The organism is Pseudomonas sp. 2, from assembly GCF_056627435.1.
Genome location: NZ_JBWXNG010000019.1, coordinates 18798 through 36360, shown reverse-complemented (window position 1 = coordinate 36360; position 17563 = coordinate 18798). Strand labels below are relative to the sequence as shown.

Annotated in this window: 30 protein-coding genes; 1 reads left to right on the top strand and 29 read right to left on the bottom strand. The window is 57.1% G+C overall.

Going from position 1 to position 17563, the window contains the following annotated elements:
* Positions 1-118: 118 nt before the first annotated feature.
* Entirely contained in the window at positions 119-2953 is a 2835-nt protein-coding gene (gene uvrA, locus AC1MEK_RS25145) for an excinuclease ABC subunit UvrA (RefSeq protein WP_480398950.1), read from the top strand.
* Positions 2954-3022: 69 nt separating this feature from the next.
* Here uvrA and bfr read toward each other — a convergent pair whose 3' ends face one another.
* The 29 genes from bfr to rpsJ all read right to left on the bottom strand — a co-directional run bounded on the left by bfr (position 3023) and on the right by rpsJ (position 17456).
* Positions 3023-3487, bottom strand: coding sequence for a bacterioferritin (gene bfr, locus AC1MEK_RS25140; RefSeq protein WP_480398949.1), 465 nt, complete (start codon positions 3485-3487; stop codon positions 3023-3025).
* A gap of 259 nt (positions 3488-3746) precedes the next feature.
* On the bottom strand, positions 3747-4133 hold the full coding sequence (gene rplQ, locus AC1MEK_RS25135) for a 50S ribosomal protein L17 (RefSeq protein WP_480398948.1): 387 nt from the start codon (positions 4131-4133) through the stop codon (positions 3747-3749).
* A gap of 42 nt (positions 4134-4175) precedes the next feature.
* Positions 4176-5177, bottom strand: coding sequence for a DNA-directed RNA polymerase subunit alpha (locus tag AC1MEK_RS25130; RefSeq protein ID WP_007970428.1), 1002 nt, complete (start codon positions 5175-5177; stop codon positions 4176-4178).
* Between the two features lie 22 nt (positions 5178-5199).
* On the bottom strand, positions 5200-5820 hold the full coding sequence (gene rpsD / locus AC1MEK_RS25125; protein WP_421422990.1) for a 30S ribosomal protein S4: 621 nt from the start codon (positions 5818-5820) through the stop codon (positions 5200-5202).
* A gap of 18 nt (positions 5821-5838) precedes the next feature.
* On the bottom strand, positions 5839-6228 hold the full coding sequence (rpsK, locus tag AC1MEK_RS25120) for a 30S ribosomal protein S11 (protein WP_002555466.1): 390 nt from the start codon (positions 6226-6228) through the stop codon (positions 5839-5841).
* A 30-nt stretch (positions 6229-6258) separates the two neighbouring features.
* Positions 6259-6615 carry a 30S ribosomal protein S13 gene (rpsM, locus tag AC1MEK_RS25115; protein ID WP_004883692.1) on the bottom strand — a complete coding sequence of 119 codons (357 nt, stop codon included), beginning with the start codon at positions 6613-6615 and terminating at the stop codon, positions 6259-6261.
* Between the two features lie 131 nt (positions 6616-6746).
* On the bottom strand, positions 6747-6863 hold the full coding sequence (gene rpmJ / locus AC1MEK_RS25110) for a 50S ribosomal protein L36 (RefSeq protein WP_002555468.1): 117 nt from the start codon (positions 6861-6863) through the stop codon (positions 6747-6749).
* Positions 6864-6891: 28 nt separating this feature from the next.
* On the bottom strand, positions 6892-8223 hold the full coding sequence (gene secY / locus AC1MEK_RS25105; RefSeq protein ID WP_480398947.1) for a preprotein translocase subunit SecY: 1332 nt from the start codon (positions 8221-8223) through the stop codon (positions 6892-6894).
* Entirely contained in the window at positions 8224-8655 is a 432-nt protein-coding gene (gene rplO / locus AC1MEK_RS25100; RefSeq protein WP_037017733.1) for a 50S ribosomal protein L15, read from the bottom strand.
* Positions 8656-8658: 3 nt separating this feature from the next.
* Positions 8659-8835: a 50S ribosomal protein L30 gene (rpmD, locus tag AC1MEK_RS25095; protein ID WP_108240399.1), complete on the bottom strand. Its 177-nt coding sequence runs from the start codon at positions 8833-8835 to the stop codon at positions 8659-8661.
* A 2-nt stretch (positions 8836-8837) separates the two neighbouring features.
* On the bottom strand, positions 8838-9338 hold the full coding sequence (gene rpsE, locus AC1MEK_RS25090; protein WP_108240400.1) for a 30S ribosomal protein S5: 501 nt from the start codon (positions 9336-9338) through the stop codon (positions 8838-8840).
* Between the two features lie 3 nt (positions 9339-9341).
* Positions 9342-9692 carry a 50S ribosomal protein L18 gene (rplR, locus tag AC1MEK_RS25085; RefSeq protein WP_037017727.1) on the bottom strand — a complete coding sequence of 117 codons (351 nt, stop codon included), beginning with the start codon at positions 9690-9692 and terminating at the stop codon, positions 9342-9344.
* 10 nt (positions 9693-9702) lie between these two features.
* The gene (gene rplF / locus AC1MEK_RS25080) at positions 9703-10236 is read right to left on the bottom strand and encodes a 50S ribosomal protein L6 (protein WP_480398946.1); all 534 of its coding nucleotides are present in this window, start codon (positions 10234-10236) and stop codon (positions 9703-9705) included.
* 14 nt (positions 10237-10250) lie between these two features.
* Positions 10251-10643 carry a 30S ribosomal protein S8 gene (rpsH, locus tag AC1MEK_RS25075; RefSeq protein ID WP_020290698.1) on the bottom strand — a complete coding sequence of 131 codons (393 nt, stop codon included), beginning with the start codon at positions 10641-10643 and terminating at the stop codon, positions 10251-10253.
* Between the two features lie 213 nt (positions 10644-10856).
* Positions 10857-11162: a 30S ribosomal protein S14 gene (gene rpsN / locus AC1MEK_RS25070; RefSeq protein ID WP_003228726.1), complete on the bottom strand. Its 306-nt coding sequence runs from the start codon at positions 11160-11162 to the stop codon at positions 10857-10859.
* Between the two features lie 13 nt (positions 11163-11175).
* Entirely contained in the window at positions 11176-11715 is a 540-nt protein-coding gene (gene rplE, locus AC1MEK_RS25065) for a 50S ribosomal protein L5 (protein ID WP_400731560.1), read from the bottom strand.
* A gap of 20 nt (positions 11716-11735) precedes the next feature.
* Positions 11736-12050 carry a 50S ribosomal protein L24 gene (gene rplX, locus AC1MEK_RS25060; RefSeq protein ID WP_002555478.1) on the bottom strand — a complete coding sequence of 105 codons (315 nt, stop codon included), beginning with the start codon at positions 12048-12050 and terminating at the stop codon, positions 11736-11738.
* 11 nt (positions 12051-12061) lie between these two features.
* Entirely contained in the window at positions 12062-12430 is a 369-nt protein-coding gene (gene rplN, locus AC1MEK_RS25055; protein WP_003243907.1) for a 50S ribosomal protein L14, read from the bottom strand.
* A 23-nt stretch (positions 12431-12453) separates the two neighbouring features.
* Positions 12454-12720: a 30S ribosomal protein S17 gene (gene rpsQ, locus AC1MEK_RS25050; protein WP_003194644.1), complete on the bottom strand. Its 267-nt coding sequence runs from the start codon at positions 12718-12720 to the stop codon at positions 12454-12456.
* Positions 12721-12722: 2 nt separating this feature from the next.
* Positions 12723-12914, bottom strand: coding sequence for a 50S ribosomal protein L29 (gene rpmC, locus AC1MEK_RS25045; RefSeq protein WP_002555481.1), 192 nt, complete (start codon positions 12912-12914; stop codon positions 12723-12725).
* Entirely contained in the window at positions 12914-13327 is a 414-nt protein-coding gene (gene rplP, locus AC1MEK_RS25040; RefSeq protein WP_003228729.1) for a 50S ribosomal protein L16, read from the bottom strand. The genes rpmC and rplP overlap by 1 nt, the downstream gene beginning before the upstream one ends.
* 12 nt (positions 13328-13339) lie before the next feature.
* The gene (gene rpsC, locus AC1MEK_RS25035) at positions 13340-14026 is read right to left on the bottom strand and encodes a 30S ribosomal protein S3 (RefSeq protein ID WP_007924192.1); all 687 of its coding nucleotides are present in this window, start codon (positions 14024-14026) and stop codon (positions 13340-13342) included.
* Between the two features lie 13 nt (positions 14027-14039).
* Positions 14040-14372 carry a 50S ribosomal protein L22 gene (gene rplV / locus AC1MEK_RS25030; RefSeq protein WP_003103908.1) on the bottom strand — a complete coding sequence of 111 codons (333 nt, stop codon included), beginning with the start codon at positions 14370-14372 and terminating at the stop codon, positions 14040-14042.
* Positions 14373-14385: 13 nt separating this feature from the next.
* Positions 14386-14661, bottom strand: coding sequence for a 30S ribosomal protein S19 (gene rpsS / locus AC1MEK_RS25025; protein ID WP_002555486.1), 276 nt, complete (start codon positions 14659-14661; stop codon positions 14386-14388).
* A gap of 16 nt (positions 14662-14677) precedes the next feature.
* Positions 14678-15502 carry a 50S ribosomal protein L2 gene (gene rplB, locus AC1MEK_RS25020; protein WP_108240407.1) on the bottom strand — a complete coding sequence of 275 codons (825 nt, stop codon included), beginning with the start codon at positions 15500-15502 and terminating at the stop codon, positions 14678-14680.
* Between the two features lie 14 nt (positions 15503-15516).
* Positions 15517-15816: a 50S ribosomal protein L23 gene (gene rplW, locus AC1MEK_RS25015; RefSeq protein WP_002555488.1), complete on the bottom strand. Its 300-nt coding sequence runs from the start codon at positions 15814-15816 to the stop codon at positions 15517-15519.
* Positions 15813-16415, bottom strand: coding sequence for a 50S ribosomal protein L4 (gene rplD / locus AC1MEK_RS25010; protein ID WP_480398945.1), 603 nt, complete (start codon positions 16413-16415; stop codon positions 15813-15815). The genes rplW and rplD overlap by 4 nt, the downstream gene beginning before the upstream one ends.
* A 12-nt stretch (positions 16416-16427) precedes the next feature.
* The gene (rplC, locus tag AC1MEK_RS25005) at positions 16428-17063 is read right to left on the bottom strand and encodes a 50S ribosomal protein L3 (RefSeq protein ID WP_108240409.1); all 636 of its coding nucleotides are present in this window, start codon (positions 17061-17063) and stop codon (positions 16428-16430) included.
* 81 nt (positions 17064-17144) lie between these two features.
* A complete protein-coding gene (rpsJ, locus tag AC1MEK_RS25000) occupies positions 17145-17456 on the bottom strand; it encodes a 30S ribosomal protein S10 (protein ID WP_003186070.1) in 312 nt (103 codons plus the stop codon).
* Positions 17457-17563: the final 107 nt, after the last annotated feature.

The window sequence follows — 17563 nt, the reverse complement described above, 5'->3', positions numbered from 1 at the left end:
CCGCGCATCGCAGGAAATTTCTTTTTCTCCTGTGAGCCGACATCTCGCGCAATAGTGTGCATCCATCCAGTATTTGGCCGTATACTCCAGCGTTTTACGCCCGCCGTGCGAGGCCACCTTGGACAAGATCCTGATTCGTGGGGCTCGAACCCACAACCTGAAAAACATCGACCTGACCCTGCCACGCGACAAGCTGATCGTCATCACCGGGCTTTCCGGCTCCGGCAAGTCGTCGCTGGCTTTCGATACGCTCTACGCCGAGGGGCAACGACGCTACGTCGAATCGCTCTCGGCGTACGCGCGCCAGTTCCTGTCCATGATGGAAAAGCCGGATGTGGACACCATCGAGGGCCTGTCGCCGGCCATCTCGATCGAGCAGAAATCCACTTCGCACAACCCGCGCTCCACCGTGGGCACCATCACCGAAATCTACGACTACCTGCGCCTGCTGTATGCCCGCGTGGGTACGCCGCGCTGCCCGGATCACGACATCCCGCTGGAGGCGCAGACCGTCAGCCAGATGGTCGACCTGGTGCTGGCTCAGCCCGAAGGCAGCAAACTGATGCTGCTGGCACCCGTGGTGCGCGAGCGCAAGGGCGAACACCTGGCGGTCTTTGAGGAGTTGCGCGCTCAGGGCTTCGTCCGCGCCCGGGTCAACGGCAAGCTCTGCGAGCTCGACGAGCTGCCCAAGCTGGATAAACAGAAGAAGCATTCCATTGACGTAGTGGTCGACCGCTTCAAGGTCCGCGCCGACCTGCAGCAGCGTCTGGCCGAGTCGTTCGAAACCGCGCTCAAGCTGGCCGACGGCATCGCCCTGGTGGCGCCGATGGATGACGAGCCCGGCGAGGAGATCATCTTCTCGGCGCGCTTTGCCTGCCCGATCTGCGGCCATGCGATCAGCGAGCTGGAACCCAAGCTGTTTTCCTTCAACAACCCGGCCGGCGCCTGCCCGACCTGCGACGGGCTGGGGGTCAAGCAGTTCTTCGACACCAAGCGTCTGGTCAACGGCGAGCTGACCCTGGCCGAAGGCGCGATCCGCGGCTGGGACCGGCGCAACGTCTATTACTTCCAGATGCTGGGTTCGCTGGCCAAGCATTACGACTTCAGCCTGGAAATGCCGTTCAAGGAACTGTCGGCCGAGCACCAGAAGATCCTGCTCAGCGGCAGTGGCACGCAGAACGTCGATTTCCGCTATCTGAATGACCGCGGCGACATCGTCAAGCGCGCCCACCCCTTCGAAGGCATCGTGCCAAACCTGGAGCGCCGCTACCGCGAAACCGAGTCGGCGACCGTGCGCGAGGAGCTGGCCAAGTTCCTCAGCACCCAACCCTGCCCTGACTGCCGCGGCACCCGCCTGCGTCGCGAGGCACGTCACGTGTGGGTCGGCGAAAAAACGTTACCGGCTGTGACCAACCTGCCGATCGGCGATGCCACCGATTATTTCGGCGGGCTGAAGCTGACCGGGCGGCGTGGAGAAATCGCCGACAAGATCCTCAAGGAAATCCGCGAGCGCCTGCAGTTCCTGGTCAACGTCGGCCTGGACTACCTGACCCTGGATCGCAGCGCCGACACACTGTCCGGCGGCGAAGCCCAGCGTATCCGCCTGGCGAGCCAGATCGGCGCCGGCCTGGTGGGCGTCATGTATATCCTCGACGAGCCGTCCATCGGCCTGCACCAGCGCGACAACGACCGCCTGCTCGATACCCTGCGTCACCTGCGGGACATCGGCAACACAGTGATCGTGGTCGAGCATGACGAGGACGCCATTCGCCTGGCCGACTACGTCGTCGACATCGGCCCCGGCGCCGGCGTGCACGGAGGCGCGATCGTCGCCGAAGGCACGCCGCAGGAAGTGATGTCGCACCCCGACTCGCTCACCGGCAAGTACCTCTCCGGGCGGGTGAAGATCGAAGTGCCGGCCAAGCGCACACCGCGTAACAAAAAGCTGTCCATCAAGCTCAAGGGCGCACGCGGCAACAACCTGCGCAACGTCGACCTGGAAATTCCGGTCGGCCTGCTGACCTGCGTCACCGGCGTGTCGGGTTCCGGCAAATCGACGCTGATCAACAACACCCTGTTCCCGCTCAGCGCCACGGCCCTGAACGGCGCGACGACGCTGGAAGCCGCAACCCACGACAGCATCGACGGCCTGCAACACCTGGACAAGGTGGTGGACATCGACCAGAGCCCGATCGGACGTACGCCACGCTCCAACCCGGCGACTTACACCGGGCTGTTCACGCCGATCCGTGAGCTGTTTTCCGGCGTGCCCGAGTCGCGCTCCCGGGGTTACGGGCCGGGCCGTTTCTCCTTCAACGTCAAGGGCGGTCGCTGCGAAGCGTGCCAGGGCGATGGCCTGATCAAGGTCGAGATGCACTTCCTGCCGGACATCTACGTGCCGTGCGACGTGTGCAAGAGCAAGCGCTACAACCGCGAAACCCTTGAGATCAAATACAAGGGCAAGAGCATCCATGAGGTGCTGGAGATGACCATCGAGGAAGCACGCAGCTTCTTCGACGCGGTGCCAGCCCTGGCGCGCAAGCTGCAGACGTTGGTGGACGTAGGCCTGTCCTACATCAAGCTGGGGCAATCGGCGACCACTCTGTCGGGCGGTGAAGCCCAGCGGGTCAAGCTGTCTCGCGAGCTGTCCAAGCGCGACACCGGCAAGACCCTGTACATCCTCGACGAGCCGACCACGGGCCTGCACTTCGCCGATATCCAGCAACTGCTGGACGTGTTGCACCGTCTGCGCGACCACGGCAACACCGTGGTGGTGATCGAGCACAACCTGGATGTGATCAAGACGGCCGACTGGCTAGTGGACCTGGGGCCGGAGGGTGGCTCCAAGGGTGGCCAGATCATCGCCACCGGTACGCCGGAGCAGGTCGCCGAGATGAAGCAGTCCTACACCGGTCACTACCTCAAGCCGCTGCTTGAGAGGGATCGCGCCTGATGGTCTAACGACCGGCAACAAAAAGCCCCTGATCTCGCGAGAGGTCAGGGGCTTTTTACTGAGCCGGGATCAGAACTGCGACTGCAGGTAGTTTTCCAGGCCGATGGATTTGATCAGACCCATCTGCTTCTCGAGCCAGTAGGTGTGGTCCTCCTCGGTATCAGCCAACTGCAGGCGCAGGATGTCGCGGCTGATGTAATCCTTGTGCTGCTCGCAGAGCTCGATGCCCTTGCACAGCGCAGCGCGGACCTTGTACTCAAGACGAAGATCGCTGGCGAGCATCTCGGGAACGGTGGTGCCGACGTCGAGATCATCCGGGCGCATGCGCGGCGTGCCTTCGAGCATCAGGATCCGGCGCATCAATGCATCGGCATGACCTGCCTCTTCTTCCATCTCGTGGTTGATGCGCTCGTAGAGCTTGGTGAAGCCCCAGTCTTCATACATCCGCGAATGGATGAAATATTGGTCGCGCGCGGCCAGCTCGCCGGTCAGCAGCGTATTGAGGTAATCGATAACGTCCGGGTGGCCTTGCATCGCCGTGAATCTCCTTCGTGAAAGACGATAGTTTGAACCAGAGTGACTGGAAGGTCACGCTGTCAGCGGCAGAAAAACGAAGAAAAACCGTGATTTTCTGACATTTGGTGTCGAAAACACGAGTAAATGAGGGGAGTTCTCTTTATCGTTAACAATTCGCGCAATTTTCGTGCGCGCCAACTGATAACGCGTTGTATTCGCGCAATCCAGAAAACAAAAAACCGGGCGCTAGGCCCGGTTTCTTGTAAAGACTAACGTCTTATTCAGCAGCTTCTACGGTGCCGCCAACTGGACGATCGACCAGTTCGACGTACGCCATAGGAGCGTTGTCGCCAGCGCGGAAACCGCACTTCAGGATGCGCAGGTAGCCACCCTCGCGAGTTGCATAGCGCTTGCCCAGGTCGTTGAACAGCTTACCGACCATTTCTTTCGAGCGAGTACGGTCGAAAGCCAGGCGACGGTTAGCGACGCTGTCGACTTTAGCCAGGGTGATCAGCGGCTCGGCAACGCGGCGCAGTTCCTTGGCTTTTGGCAGAGTAGTCTTGATCAGCTCGTGCTCGAACAGCGACACCGCCATGTTCTGGAACATGGCCTTGCGGTGAGAGCTGGTACGGCTCAGGTGACGTCCACTTTTACGATGACGCATGGTTCATTCCTTACCAAACACTACGTTCGGTGATTACGACGATCAGGCAGTCGCCTTGTCGTCCTTCTTAAGACTTGCAGGCGGCCAGTTGTCGAGGCGCATGCCGAGGGAGAGACCACGAGAAGCCAGAACGTCCTTGATTTCGGTCAAGGATTTCTTGCCCAGGTTCGGAGTCTTCAACAGCTCTACTTCGGTGCGCTGAATCAGGTCGCCGATGTAGTAGATGTTCTCCGCCTTAAGGCAGTTGGCCGAACGTACGGTCAGTTCCAAATCGTCAACCGGACGAAGCAGGATCGGATCGATCTCGTCTTCCTGTTCGACAACAACCGGCTCACTGTCACCCTTGAGGTCGACGAACGCAGCCAGCTGCTGTTGCAGGATGGTTGCGGCACGACGGATGGCCTCTTCAGGATCCAGAGTACCGTTGGTTTCCAGATCGATGACCAGCTTGTCCAGGTTGGTACGCTGTTCGACACGGGCGTTTTCCACCACGTAGGCGATACGGCGTACAGGGCTGAACGAAGAGTCGAGCTGCAAGCGACCGATGCTGCGGCTTTCGTCTTCATCGCTCTGACGCGAGTCTGCTGGTTCATAACCGCGACCACGAGCTACAACGAGCTTCATGTTCAGGGCGCCATTGGACGCCAGGTTAGCGATTACGTGATCGGGGTTAACGATCTCGACATCATGATCCAGCTGAATATCGGCAGCGGTAACCACCCCCGAACCCTTCTTCGACAAGGTCAGCGTAACTTCGTCTCGACCGTGCAGCTTGATAGCCAGGCCTTTAAGGTTCAACAGGATTTCAATGACGTCTTCCTGTACACCTTCGATGGCGCTGTACTCGTGGAGTACACCGTCAATCTCGGCCTCGACTACTGCACAGCCGGGCATGGAGGACAACAGGATGCGGCGCAGCGCGTTGCCCAGGGTATGGCCGAAACCACGCTCGAGAGGCTCGAGCGTGATCTTGGCGCGGGTTGGACTGACAACCTGCACATCAATGTGGCGAGGTGTCAGAAACTCATTTACCGAAATCTGCATGGATGCACCTATTTTCTAGCCCTTACTTGGAGTAGAGCTCGACAATCAGGCTTTCGTTGATGTCGGCGGACAGATCACTGCGAGCTGGAACGCTTTTGAAAACGCCCGATTTCTTCTCAGTGTCTACTTCTACCCATTCTACGCGGCCACGTTGGGCACACAGATCGAGAGCCTGGACGATACGCAGTTGGTTCTTCGCTTTTTCGCGAATAGCTACTACGTCACCAGCGCGAACCTGGTAGGACGGAACGTTAACGGTTTTGCCGTTTACGCTGACCGACTTGTGCGATACCAGCTGACGAGATTCGGCACGCGTGGAGCCGAAGCCCATGCGATAGACGACGTTGTCCAGACGGCATTCGAGCAGTTGCAGCAGGTTCTCACCAGTAGCGCCTTTCTTGCTGGCAGCTTGCTTGTAGTAACCGCTGAACTGACGCTCGAGAACGCCGTAGATACGACGGACTTTTTGCTTTTCACGCAGCTGGGTGCCGTAGTCGGACTGACGGCCACGGCGCTGGCCGTGGATACCTGGGGCTGCTTCGATGTTGCACTTCGATTCGATAGCGCGCACGCCGCTCTTCAGGAAGAGATCGGTGCCTTCGCGACGAGCGAGTTTGCATTTTGGACCAATGTAACGAGCCATTCTTTACAATCTCCTGGATTACACGCGGCGCTTCTTCGGCGGACGGCACCCGTTGTGCGGGATAGGCGTCACGTCGGTGATGCTGGCGATCTTGTAGCCACAGCCGTTCAAAGCACGGACAGCGGATTCACGACCTGGACCTGGGCCCTTGACGTTGACGTCGAGGTTTTTCAGGCCGTATTCCAGCGCAGCTTGACCAGCACGCTCAGCAGCTACTTGAGCGGCGAACGGGGTGGACTTGCGGGAACCGCGGAAACCCGAACCACCGGAGGTAGCCCAAGACAGAGCGTTACCTTGACGGTCGGTGATGGTCACGATGGTGTTGTTAAAAGAAGCATGGATGTGGGCGATGCCATCAACCACTGTCTTTTTAACTTTTTTACGAGGACGAGCAGCAGGTTTTGCCATGATTTAATTCCTGTCGATTCGCTGGGGCGATTACTTGCGGATCGGCTTACGCGGACCTTTACGGGTACGCGCGTTGGTCTTGGTACGCTGACCGCGTACTGGCAGACCGCGACGATGACGCAGACCGCGGTAGCAACCGAGGTCCATCAAGCGCTTGATTTTCATGTTGATTTCGCGACGCAGGTCACCTTCAGTGGTGAACTTCGCGACTTCGCCACGCAGCTGTTCAATCTGCTCATCGCTCAGATCTTTGATCTTTGCCGCCGGGTTGACCCCGGTGGTAGCACAGATTTTCTGTGCAGTCGTGCGACCAACACCATAGATGTAGGTCAGCGAGATAACAGTATGCTTGTTATCTGGAATGTTAACGCCTGCAATACGGGCCATTCAGTGGGACTCCAATTGACAGCTACCTACGCCCCGGAAGCCAAGAAATAGGGCGCGAGATAATATCGCTGTAATAACAAATAATCAACCCAGCAGCGCACTAGCTGCTGGGCTTTTAGCACAGATCACACTCAGCCTTGGCGCTGCTTGTGACGTGGTTCCGCGCTGCAAATTACTCGAACAACACCTTCGCGGCGAATAATCTTGCAGTTGCGGCACAGCTTTTTCACCGATGCACGAACTTTCATCACCAACTCCTCGAACCTTATGGGTGCTTCAGCGCAGCATGCCGCTGCCGTAGCCCTTCAGGTTGGCTTTCTTCATCAGGGATTCATACTGGTGCGAAACGAGGTGAGATTGCACTTGGGACATGAAGTCCATCACAACCACGACCACGATCAGCAACGAGGTCCCGCCAAGGTAGAACGGCACGTTTGCAGCCACCACCAGGAACTGGGGAAGCAGGCACACGGCCATCATATAAAGAGCACCGAACATGGTCAGACGGGTCAGAACGCCATCAATGTAGCGCGCCGACTGCTCACCAGGACGGATACCCGGAATAAAGGCACCGGACTTCTTCAGGTTTTCCGCTACGTCTTTCGGATTGAACATCAACGCCGTATAGAAGAAGCAGAAGAAAATAATCCCTGCACTAAACAGCAGAATATTCAACGGCTGGCCAGGAGCGATCGACTGCGAGATGTCCTGCAACCAGCCCATACCTTCAGACTGACCGAACCAGGCACCCAACGAAGCCGGGAACAGCAAGATGCTGCTCGCAAAAATGGCCGGAATCACACCAGCCATGTTCACTTTCAGCGGCAAGTGGCTGGTCTGCGCAGCGAAGACCTTGCGGCCCTGCTGACGCTTGGCGTAGTGAACGGCGATACGACGCTGACCACGCTCAATGAACACCACGAAACCGATGATCGCTACTGCCAGCAAACCGATAGCGACCAAGGCGAAAATGTTGATATCACCTTGACGCGCAGACTCGAAAGACTGCCCGATCGCTCTCGGAAGACCGGCGACGATACCCGAAAAAATCAACATCGAGATACCGTTACCCACACCGCGCTCCGTGATCTGCTCGCCCAGCCACATCATGAACAGTGCACCAGCCACGAAGGTGGTGACCGCCACGAAGTGGAAGCCGATGCCAGCAGAGAAAGCAACGCCCTGACCGGCCAGGCCAATGGACATGCCAGTAGCTTGAACCAGAGCCAGGACGACGGTGCCATAGCGGGTGTATTGGCTGATCTTGCGACGACCAGCCTCACCTTCCTTCTTCAACTGCTCCAGCTGTGGGCTGACAGCGGTCATGAGCTGCATGATGATCGATGCCGAGATGTACGGCATGATCCCCAGTGCAAAGATGCTCATGCGCTCCAGCGCACCACCGGAAAACATGTTGAACAAGCTAAGAATGGTCCCCTCATTCTGTCGAAACAGGTCCGCCAGCCGGTCAGGGTTGATACCTGGAACTGGGATATGCGCACCGATCCGGTAGACGATAATCGCCAGGAACAGGAAACGCAGTCGAGCCCAGAGCTCGGACAACCCGCCGCTTTTGCTGAGCGCTGAGAGAGCACCTTGCTTAGCCATTTATTCCTCGAACTTGCCGCCAGCTGCTTCGATAGCCGCACGCGCACCTTTGGTGGCTGCGATACCTTTGAGGGTGACCGCGCGAGTAACCTCACCGGACAGCATGATTTTCACGCGCTGTACGTTTTGGTTGATCACGTTGGCATCCTTCAGGGACTGCACAGTTACAACGCCTTCGACCTTGGCCAGCTCGGAGGTGCGAACTTCAGCACGGTCCATAGCCTTCAGGGATACGAAGCCGAACTTTGGCAGACGACGATGCAACGGCTGTTGGCCGCCTTCGAAGCCCGGAGCGATGGTGCCACCGGAGCGGGAGGTCTGACCTTTGTGGCCGCGGCCACCGGTCTTGCCCAAACCACTACCGATACCACGACCCGGACGATGCTTCTCGCGACGGGAACCCGGCGCAGGACTCAGATCATTGAGTTTCATCGATTAACCCTCGACGCGCAGCATGTAGTAAGCCTTGTTGATCATCCCACGGTTTTCCGGGGTGTCAGCGACTTCTACAGTGTGACCGATGCGACGCAGACCCAGACCCTTAACGCACAGTTTGTGGCTAGGGATACGGCCGCTGACGCTCTTGACCAGCGTTACTTTTACGGTAGCCATGATCAGATGATCTCCTCAACGTTCAGGCCGCGCTTGGCAGCGATGGACTCAGGAGATTGCATCGACTTCAGGCCCTTGAACGTTGCGTGAACAACGTTGACCGGGTTGGTCGAACCGTAGCATTTAGCCAGAACGTTCTGAACGCCGGCGACTTCCAGGACAGCACGCATTGCGCCGCCGGCGATGATGCCGGTACCTTCGGAAGCAGGCTGCATGTAGACCTTCGAAGCGCCGTGGGCGGACTTCATGGCGTACTGCAGGGTGGTGCCGTTCAGATCAACCTGGATCATGTTGCGACGGGCAGCTTCCATTGCCTTCTGGATTGCAGCAGGCACTTCACGGGATTTGCCGCGGCCGAAGCCAACACGCCCTTTACCATCACCTACCACGGTCAGCGCGGTGAAGGTGAAGATACGGCCGCCTTTTACCGTTTTTGCTACGCGATTAACCTGAACCAGCTTCTCGATGTAGCCTTCGTCGCGTTTTTGGTCGTTATTTGCCATAACTTAGAACTCCAGCCCGCCTTCACGAGCAGCATCAGCCAGCGCTTTCACGCGACCGTGGTACTTGAAGCCGGAACGATCAAAAGCCACTTGAGATACACCGGCGGCTTTCGCGCGCTCAGCGATCAGCTGGCCAACTTTAGTGGCCGCGTCGATGTTGCCAGTGGCGCCATCACGCAGTTCTTTGTCCAAAGTCGAAGCGTTTGCCAGGACTTTGCTGCCGTCGGCCGAAATGACCTGGGCGTAGATGTGCTGCGAAGAGCGGTACACGCACAGACGCACGACTTCGAGTTCGTGCATCTTCAGGCGTGCTTTGCGAGCGCGACGCAGTCGGGTAACTTTTTTGACGGTCATTTGCTATGCCCTACTTCTTCTTGGCTTCTTTACGACGGACAACTTCGTCCGCGTAACGCACGCCTTTGCCTTTGTACGGCTCTGGACGACGGAAGTCGCGGATTTCCGCGGCCACTTGACCAACCAGCTGCTTGTCGATGCCCTTGATCAGGATATCGGTCTGGCTTGGGGTCTCGGCGGTAACGCCTTCCGGCAGTTCGTAATCCACTGGATGCGAGAAGCCCAGGGCCAGGTTCAGGACGCTGCCTTTAGCCTGTGCCTTGTAACCAACACCGACCAGCTGGAGCTTGCGCTCGAAGCCTTGGCTTACGCCCTGGACCATGTTGTTGACCAATGCACGAGTGGTACCGGCCATTGCGCGAGTCTGCTGGTCGCCATTGCGAGCTGCAAAACGCAGTTCACCGGCTTCATGGGAGACTTCAACGGACGAATGAACGTTCAGGTCCAGAGTGCCCTTGGCACCCTTTACCGAAAGCTGCTGACCGGCGATCTTGACTTCGACGCCTGCTGGCAACTTAACGGGGTTCTTAGCTACGCGTGACATGCTTATCCCCCCCCTTAGAACACAGTGCAAAGCACTTCGCCGCCGACACCGGCAGCGCGCGCAGCACGATCCGTCATCACACCTTTGTTGGTGGAGACGATAGACACACCGAGACCGCCACGAACTTTTGGCAGATCATCGACGGACTTGTACTGGCGCAGGCCTGGACGGCTGACGCGCTTGACTTCTTCGATGACCGGACGGCCTTCGAAGTACTTCAGCTCGATAGACAGCAGTGGCTTGGTTTCGCTGCTGATCTGGTAACCCGCAATGTAACCTTCGTCCTTCAGGACTTTGGCTACTGCCACCTTCAAGGTGGAGGATGGCATGCTTACGACGGGCTTTTCGGCCATCTGGGCATTACGGATACGAGTTAGCATGTCCGCTAACGGGTCCTGCATACTCATGGGCTAGACGCTCCTGATACAAAAAAAATGAGCCTTTCGGCTACAACGTTCGCCTGGAAATTCCGGCCGCGCGAAAACACGGGCTCTGGCGAGCCGGCAATTCTAGACGCACCCCACAAACGAATCAAGCCCCAAAAGGGGCTTGATTCGATCTCAGGCGTTACGCTGGTCGGGTTCCGAAGTCCCCTTCCAGCGTTGCACGAGAAGTGCGGCTTACCAGCTGGCTTTAACCAGACCTGGTACGTCACCACGCATGGCGGCTTCACGCAGCTTGTTACGGCCCAGGCCGAACTTGCGGTAAACGCCGTGCGGACGACCAGTCAGGCGGCAACGGTTACGCATGCGCGAGGCGCTGGCGTCACGTGGTTGCTTCTGCAGGGCAACTGTCGCTTCCCAACGTGCTTCTGGACTTGCGTTCAGGTCGACGATGATAGCTTTCAGTGCTGCACGCTTGGTGGCGTACTTGGCAACGGTGAGCTGACGCTTCAGCTCACGGTTTTTCATGCTCTTCTTGGCCATGGTCCTACTCCAATCAGTTGCGGAACGGGAACTTGAAAGCACGCAGCAGTGCGCGACCTTCTTCGTCCGTACGAGCAGTGGTGGTCAGGGTAATGTCCAGACCGCGCAGGGCATCGATCTTGTCGTAATCGATTTCCGGGAAGATGATCTGCTCTTTCACGCCCATGCTGTAGTTGCCACGACCGTCGAAGGACTTGGCATTCAGGCCGCGGAAGTCGCGAACCCGTGGCAGGGAGATCGACAGCAGACGATCCAGGAACTCGTACATACGATCGCGGCGCAGGGTCACTTTGACACCGATCGGCCAGCCTTCGCGGACTTTGAAGCCAGCGATGGATTTACGAGCGTGAGTCACAACGACTTTTTGGCCGGTGATCTTTTCCAGGTCGGCAACAGCGTGCTCGATGACTTTCTTGTCGCCGATCGCTTCGCCCAGACCCATGTTCAGGGTGATCTTTGTTACGCGTGGAACTTCCATCACGTTCGACAGCTTAAGTTCTTCCTTAAGCTTCGGTGCGATTTCCTTCCAGTAAAGCTCTTTCAGTCGTGCCATGGTCTTCTACCTAGCAGTGTTCAAGCATCAACCGCTTTTTGGGTCGACTTGAAGACACGAATTTTTTTGCCGTCTTCAACTTTGAAACCAACGCGGTCAGCCTTGTTGGTTGCGCCGTTGAAAATGGCGACGTTGGAAGCGTGCAGTGGCGCTTCTTTCTCGACGATACCGCCCTGTACGCCCGACATCGGGTTAGGCTTGGTATGACGCTTCACCAGGTTGATCCCACCAACGACCAGACGGTCGTCAGCGAGAACCTTGAGCACCTTACCGCGCTTGCCTTTGTCTTTGCCGGCGATCACGATGATCTCGTCGTCACGACGAATCTTTTGCATGTCGGATCTCCTTACAGCACTTCTGGGGCGAGCGAGACGATCTTCATGAACTTCTCAGAACGAAGTTCACGGGTCACTGGCCCAAAGATACGGGTGCCGATCGGCTCTTGCTTGTTGTTCAGCAGAACAGCAGCGTTGCCATCGAAGCGGATGATGGAGCCGTCTGCACGACGAACACCGTGGCGAGTGCGGACTACAACAGCAGTCATCACCTGGCCTTTCTTCACCTTACCGCGCGGAATTGCTTCCTTGACGGTCACTTTGATGATGTCACCGATACCAGCGTAACGACGATGGGAGCCACCCAGCACCTTGATGCACATAACGCGGCGAGCGCCGCTGTTATCGGCCACATCGAGCATGGATTGAGTCTGAATCATATAATTTCTCCGACCCCTAGCCCTTAGACTTCCACAGCGCGTTCGAGAACATCAACCAGCGCCCAAGACTTGGTCTTGGCCATCGGACGGGTTTCACGGATAGTGACCTTGTCGCCGATGTGGCACTGATTGGTTTCGTCGTGCGCGTGCAGCTTAGTCGAACGCTTAACGTATTTACCGTAGATAGGGTGCTTGACGCGACGCTCGATCAGTACGGTGATGGTCTTGTCCATCTTGTCGCTGACGACACGGCCAGTCAGCGTACGGACGGTTTTTTCGGCTTCAGCCATGATTACTTACCTGCCTGCTGGTTGAGCACAGTCTTCACGCGAGCGATGTCACGCTTAACTTGCGAGAGCAGGTGAGACTGCCCCAACTGGCCAGTTGCCTTCTGCATGCGCAGATTGAACTGGTCGCGCAGCAAGCCGAGCAGTTGCTCGTTCAGCTGCTGTGCTGATTTTTCACGAAGTTCATTCGCTTTCATCACATCACCGTCCGCTTAACAAAGGAGGTGGCGAGCGGCAGCTTTGCAGCAGCCAGGGCGAAAGCCTCACGCGCCAACTCTTCGGAAACACCCTCGATCTCGTACAGGACTTTGCCTGGCTGGATCTGGGCAACCCAGTATTCCACGTTACCCTTACCTTTACCCATCCGGACCTCGAGAGGCTTTTTGGAGATCGGCTTGTCCGGGAACACACGGATCCAGATCTTGCCGCCACGTTTTACGTGACGGGTCAGAGCACGACGTGCTGACTCGATCTGGCGAGCGGTGAGACGACCACGAGCAACAGACTTCAGCGCGAACTCGCCGAAGCTGACTTTGCTACCGCGCAGTGCCAAACCACGGTTGTGGCCGGTCATCTGCTTGCGGAACTTCGTACGCTTTGGTTGCAACATTTGGCGTACCCCTTACTTGGCAGCTTTTTTACGAGGCGCTGGTGCTTGAGGCTTCAGCTCTTCCTGGCGACCACCAATTACTTCGCCTTTGAAGATCCAAACCTTGACACCGATCACACCGTAAGTGGTGTGCGCTTCGTAGGTGGCATAGTCGATATCGGCACGCAGGGTGTGCAGTGGCACACGACCTTCGCGATACCATTCAGTACGTGCGATTTCAGCACCGCCGAGACGACCGCTCACTTGGATTTTGATGCCTTTGGCACCAATGCGCATGGCGTTCTGTACGGCGCGCTTCATGGCGCGACGGAACATCACACGACGCTCCAGCTGCTGAGCTACGCTCTGAGCAACCAGCATACCGTCAAGTTCCGGCTTGCGGATCTCTTCGATATTGATGTGCACAGGCACACCCATTTGCTTGGTCAGGTCCTGACGCAGTTTCTCAACATCTTCACCTTTCTTCCCGATAACGATACCTGGACGAGCGGTGTGGATGGTGATGCGTGCAGTTTGAGCCGGACGATGGATATCGATACGGCTAACGGACGCGCTTTTTAGTTTGTCTTGGAGATACTCACGCACATTCAGATCTGCGAGCAAATAGTCCGCATAAGTCCGACCGTCTGCGTACCAGACGGAGGTGTGCTCCTTGACGATTCCCAGGCGAATGCCAATGGGATGTACTTTCTGACCCATCTCTTCGACTCCGTTACTTGTCAGCAACCTTGACAGTGATATGGCAAGACCGCTTGACGATGCGATCAGCACGGCCTTTGGCACGTGGCATGATGCGCTTCAGCGAACGCCCTTCGTTGACGAAAACGGTGGAGACCTTCAGGTCATCAACGTCTGCGCCTTCGTTATGCTCGGCGTTGGCAACGGCCGACTCCAGCACTTTTTTCATGATCTCGGCGGCTTTCTTACTGCTGAAAGCCAACAGGTTGAGCGCTTCGCCCACCTTCTTCCCGCGGATCTGGTCGGCGACCAAGCGGGCTTTCTGGGCGGAGATTCGAGCGCCCGACAACTTAGCGGCTACTTCCATCGTTCCTTACCCCTTAACGCTTGGCTTTCTTGTCAGCCACGTGCCCACGATAAGTGCGGGTACCGGCGAACTCGCCCAGTTTGTGGCCGACCATGTCTTCGTTCACGAGAACTGGAACATGTTGACGACCGTTATGCACAGCGATGGTCAGACCGACCATCTGTGGCAGGATCATCGAACGGCGCGACCAGGTTTTCACTGGTTTGCGATCGTTCTTTTCCGCCGCCACTTCGATCTTCTTCAGTAGGTGAAGATCAATAAAAGGACCTTTTTTCAGAGAACGTGGCACTGTCGTATCCCTCTATTTACTTGCGACGACGGACGATCATTTTGTCGGTACGCTTATTACCACGAGTCTTCGCGCCCTTAGTCGGGAAGCCCCACGGCGATACCGGATGACGACCACCGGAGGTACGACCTTCACCACCACCATGTGGGTGGTCAACCGGGTTCATGGCAACACCACGAACGGTTGGGCGAACGCCACGCCAGCGTTTGGCACCAGCTTTACCCAGCGAACGCAGGCTGTGCTCGGAGTTCGAGACTTCACCCAGGGTTGCACGGCATTCAGCCAGAACTTTACGCATTTCACCGGAGCGAAGACGCAGAGTCACGTACACGCCTTCACGCGCAACCAGCTGAGCCGAAGCACCAGCGGAACGAGCGATCTGAGCACCTTTACCAGGCTTCAATTCGATACCGTGAACGGTGCTACCAACTGGGATGTTGCGCAGTTGCAGCGAGTTGCCCGGCTTGATTGGAGCCAACGCACCGGAGATCAGCTGGTCGCCAGCACTCACGCCTTTTGGCGCGATGATGTAACGACGCTCGCCGTCTACGTACAGCAGCAGTGCGATGTGAGCAGTACGGTTTGGATCGTATTCGATACGCTCGACGGTGGCAGCGATGCCATCCTTGTCGTTGCGACGGAAGTCGACCAGACGGTAATGCTGCTTATGACCACCACCTACGTGACGAGTAGTGATGCGGCCATTGTTGTTACGACCACCAGACTTCGATTTCTTCTCGAGCAGCGGTGCGTGAGGAGCGCCTTTGTGCAGCTCCTGGTTGACCACCTTGACCACGAAACGGCGGCCAGCGGAAGTCGGTTTGCATTTAACGATTGCCATGATGCGCCCCTTCCTTACTCAGCACTGCTGCTGAAATCGAGATCTTGGCCTGGCTGAAGGGAGATAACTGCCTTCTTCCAGTCATTACGCTTGCCCAGACCGCGAGCAGTACGCTTGCTCTTACCCAGAACGTTCAGGGTAGTCACGCGTTCCACTTTCACGCTGAACAGGCTTTCGACGGCCTTCTTGATTTCCAGCTTGGTTGCGTCAGTCGCAACCTTGAAAACGAACTGACCTTTCTTGTCTGCCAGAACCGTAGCCTTCTCGGAAACGTGCGGGCCAAGCAGAACTTTAAATACGCGTTCCTGGTTCATCCCAGCAGCTCCTCGAATTTCTTCACGGCCGACACAGTGATCAACACTTTGTCGTATGCGATCAGACTAACTGGATCGGAACCTTGCACGTCACGAACGTCAACGTGTGGCAGGTTGCGAGCAGCCAGGTACAGGTTCTGATCAACAGCGTCGGACACGATCAGAACGTCGGTCAGACTCATGCTGTTCAGTTTGCCCAGCAGATCTTTGGTTTTCGGAGTTTCAACAGCGAAATCCTCAACCACGACCAGACGGTCCGAACGGACCAGCTCAGCGAGGATGGAGCGCAGAGCTGCGCGGTACATCTTCTTGTTGAGCTTCTGGGAATGATCCTGAGGACGAGCTGCGAAAGTGGTACCACCGCCACGCCAGATAGGGCTACGGATAGTACCGGCACGAGCACGGCCAGTACCTTTCTGACGCCATGGGCGCTTACCGCCACCGGCTACGTCAGAACGGGTCTTCTGCTGCTTGGTACCTTGACGGCCGCCAGCCATGTAGGCCACGACTGCTTGGTGTACCAGCGTCTCGTTGAATTCGCCACCGAAAGTCAGTTCAGAAACTTCGATCGCTTGAGCGCCATTTACGTTTAATTGCATGTCAGCTTCCCCTTAACCGCGAGCCTTGGCTGCTGGACGTACAACCACGTTGCCGCCAGTAGCGCCAGGAACAGCGCCCTTGACCAACAACAGATTGCGTTCAGCGTCCACGCGCACTACTTCCAGGGACTGCACGGTCACGCGCTCAGCGCCCATATGACCGGACATTTTCTTGCCCTTGAATACACGACCAGGAGTCTGGCACTGGCCGATAGAGCCTGGGACGCGGTGGGATACGGAGTTACCGTGGGTGTTGTCCTGACCGCGGAAGTTCCAGCGCTTGATGGTACCGGCGAAGCCTTTACCTTTCGACTGACCGGTAACGTCTACCAGTTGGCCAGCAGCGAAGATTTCTGCGTTGATCAGGTCACCGGCCTTGTATTCGCCTTCTTCAAGACGGAATTCCAGGACGGTACGACCAGCGGCAACGTTAGCCTTGGCGAAGTGACCCGCTTGGGCTGCAGTGACACGCGAAGCACGACGCTCACCGACAGTGACTTGCACTGCACGATAGCCATCGCTTTCTTCGGTTTTGAACTGGGTGACGCGATTCGGTTCGATCTCGATGACCGTGACCGGAATGGAGACACCTTCTTCGGTGAAAATACGGGTCATGCCCGCTTTTCGACCGACTACACCAATAGTCATGTTGTAAACCTCATGAGTGTACGGGGCTTTCACCCGCTATGGCCGCCCATTTCAGAGCGTTACACGACCAAGACCCGAGTCTTAGCCGAGGCTGATCTGCACTTCCACACCTGCCGCAAGATCAAGCTTCATAAGAGCGTCAACGGTTTTATCCGTTGGCTGGACGATGTCCAGAACGCGCTTGTGAGTACGGATCTCGTACTGGTCACGCGCATCTTTGTTGACGTGCGGGGAGACCAGAACGGTGAACCGCTCTTTGCGAGTAGGCAGTGGAATTGGACCACGCACTTGAGCACCAGTACGTTTCGCGGTTTCCACGATTTCCTGGGTGGATTGGTCGATCAGGCGATGGTCAAAAGCCTTCAACCTGATACGGATTTGCTGATTTTGCATTGGATTTCAGACTCCGGCTGCTATTCCCACCGGGCGCAATGCGCCCGTTAAAAGGAGGCGCAATTCTATAGACGAGCAATCTGGGTGTCAACCCAATAAAAAAGCCC